Raw genomic sequence first — 2,813 nt, forward strand, 5'->3', positions numbered from 1 at the left:
GCGGCCCTGGCCGCCGCGCACGGCGTGGACGTCTCGGGCCACTGCGCGCCGTACCTCACCGCCCCGGTTGCGGCCGTCACACCGCGGCTGCGGCACGTGGAGTGGTTCCACGACCACGTCCGGATCGTGCGCGAGCTGGTCGAGGGCTACCGCGAGCCGCTCCACGGCGTGCTCCCTCCCGCGGACGGCCCCGGACACGGCCTGGCGCTGCGCGCCGAGGCCGCCGAGAGATACCGGGTCGCCTGACCCGGGGAAGGAGCAGCACCGCATGCGAGCACTGACCGTGCGACCCGGGACGGCCGGGACGCTGGCCGTCCAGGACGTCCCCGACCCCGAGCCCGGGGCGGACGACCTGCTCGTCGAGGGCCTGGCGCTCGGCGTGTGCGGGACCGACAAGGAGATCGTCCGCGGCGACTACGGCTGGGCCCCGGACGGGCCGGACCGCGGAGACCGGCTGGTGCTCGGGCACGAGTCGCTGGGCCGTGTGGTCCGGGCGCCCGCGGACAGCGGCTTGGCCGCCGGCGACCTGGTCGCCGGCGTGGTCCGGCGCCCCGACCCGGTGCCGTGCGGGGCGTGCGCCCACGGCGAGTGGGACATGTGCCGCAACGGCCGCTACACCGAGCGCGGGATCAAGCAGCTCGACGGCTACGGCAGCGAGCGGTGGACGGTGCCCGCGCAGTACGCCGTGCGGGTGGCCGACCATCTCGGGATCGCCGGGGTGCTGACCGAGCCGACCAGTGTGGTCGCGAAGGCCTGGGAGCAGGTGGACCGGGTCGGTGAGCGAGCGTGGTTCGAGCCGCGGCGGGCTTTGGTGACGGGGGCGGGGCCGATCGGGCTGCTGGCCGCGATGATCGGCGTCCAGCGCGGGCTCGACGTGCACGTGCTGGACCTGGTGGCCGACGGTCCCAAGCCGGACCTGGTCCGCGACCTGGGGGCGACCTACCACCACAGCAGCATCGAGGAGATCGCGCGCACCGCCCGCCCGGACGTGGTGCTCGAGGCGACCGGGGTCGGCAAGCTGGTCTTCGACGCCATGGCGGCGACCACTCCGTACGGCGTGGTGTGCCTGACCGGGGTCTCCTCGACCGGCCGGCGGCAGACGATCGACGCGGGCGGGCTCAACCGCGACCTCGTGCTCGAGAACGACGTCGTCGTCGGGTCGGTGAACGCGAACCTGCGGCACTACCGCGCCGCGGCCGACGCGCTGGCCGCCGCGGACCTGCCGTGGCTGGAGCGGCTGATCACGAGACGGGTCCCGCTGGAGGAGGCCGCGGCCGCGTTCGAGGCCGGGCCCGAGGACGTGAAGGTCGTGATCGAGCTGGCCGGCTCCGGAGAACGGGCGGGCCGCGCGTGAGCAACCGGATCGAGGACTACGCGCTGATCGGTGACCTCCAGACCGGCGCCCTGGTGGGCCGGGACGGCTCGATCGACTGGCTGTGCCTGCCGCGCTTCGACTCCCCGGCGTGCTTCGCGGCGCTGCTGGACGACGAGAGCGCCGGGCACTGGCGGATCGCGCCCGCCGGCGCGACGACCGCGACGTCGCGGCGCTACCGGGAGCACACGCTGGTGCTGGAGACGACCTGGGAGACCGAGGACGGCACGATCCGGGTGGTCGACCTGATGCCCCCGCGCGGCGAGGCGCCCGACGTGGTCCGCATCGTCGAGGGCGTCGAGGGCCGGGTGCCGGTGGAGATGGTGCTCCGGCTGCGGTTCGACTACGGCCGGGTCCGTCCCTGGGTGCGGGTGCGGGACTCCGAGGTCTCGGCGGTCGCCGGCCCGGACGCGGTGTGGTTGAGCTCCTCGCTGCCGGTCACCGACGGCGACGACGCGATCCGGGCGGAGTTCACGCTCGGGGCCGGCGAGCGCGCCCGGTTCGTGCTCACCTACCAGGCCGGGCACCTGCCGCGTCCCGCCGAGGTCGATCCCGAGCAGGCACTGGCCGACACGACGTCGTACTGGACCGACTGGGTCGGCCAGGGCCGCTACGAGGGCCGGTGGGCCGAGGACGTCGAGCGCTCGCTGGTGCTGCTCAAGGCGCTCACCTACGCACCGACCGGCGGCATCGTCGCCGCCGCGACGACCTCGCTGCCCGAGGACGTCGGCGGGGTGCGCAACTGGGACTACCGCTACTGCTGGCTGCGCGACGCGACGTTCACCCTGCAGGCGCTGCTCGGCACCGGCTACACCGACGAGGCGCGGGCGTGGCGCGAGTGGCTGGTGCGGGCGGTCGCCGGCGACCCCGACAAGCTGCAGATCATGTACGGCCTCGACGGCACCCAGCGGCTGCCGGAGTCGACGCTGGACTGGCTCGACGGCTACGCCGGGTCGGCACCGGTGCGGGTCGGCAACGCCGCGGCCGGGCAGTTCCAGCTCGACGTGTGGGGCGAGGTCCTCGACGGCCTGCACCTGGCGCGCAACGCCGGCCTGGAGCTGACCGAGTCCGCCTGGGACGTGCAGCGCGCGCTCCTGGACTGGCTGGAGGGCAACTGGCAGCAACCGGACAACGGGCTGTGGGAGGTGCGCGGCGCGCAGCGGCAGTTCGTGCACTCGAAGGTGATGGCCTGGGTCGGCATCGACCGCGCGATCCGCACGGTCGGCCGGCTCGACCTCGAGGGCCCGGTCGAGCGCTGGCGGCGGCTGGCCGGCGAAATCCACGCCGAGGTGTGCGAGCACGGGTACGACGCGGACCGGCGTACGTTCACCCAGTTCTACGGCTCCGAGGGCCTGGACGCGGCGCTGCTCCTGCTGCCGCGTGTCGGGTTCCTGTCCTGGGACGACGAGCGGATCGTCGGCACGGTCGAGGCCGTCCAGCG

3 protein-coding genes are annotated in these 2,813 nt (G+C 74.6%); all 3 read left to right on the forward strand.

Annotated features, from left to right (window positions below; genetic code table 11):
- On the forward strand, positions 1-246 hold a 246-nt coding region (locus VGD85_RS00110; protein ID WP_331061410.1), incomplete at its 5' end, for an enolase C-terminal domain-like protein.
- 22 nt (positions 247-268) lie between these two features.
- A complete protein-coding gene (locus VGD85_RS00115) occupies positions 269-1,354 on the forward strand; it encodes a glucose 1-dehydrogenase (RefSeq protein ID WP_331061411.1) in 1,086 nt (361 codons plus the stop codon).
- Positions 1,351-2,813, forward strand: a 1,463-nt coding sequence (locus VGD85_RS00120; RefSeq protein WP_331061412.1) for a glycoside hydrolase family 15 protein, incomplete at its 3' end; no start/stop codon positions are given. The genes VGD85_RS00115 and VGD85_RS00120, both read left to right, overlap by 4 nt.

It is taken from the genome of Nocardioides sp. (assembly GCF_036401255.1).
GTDB lineage: Bacteria > Actinomycetota > Actinomycetes > Propionibacteriales > Nocardioidaceae > Nocardioides.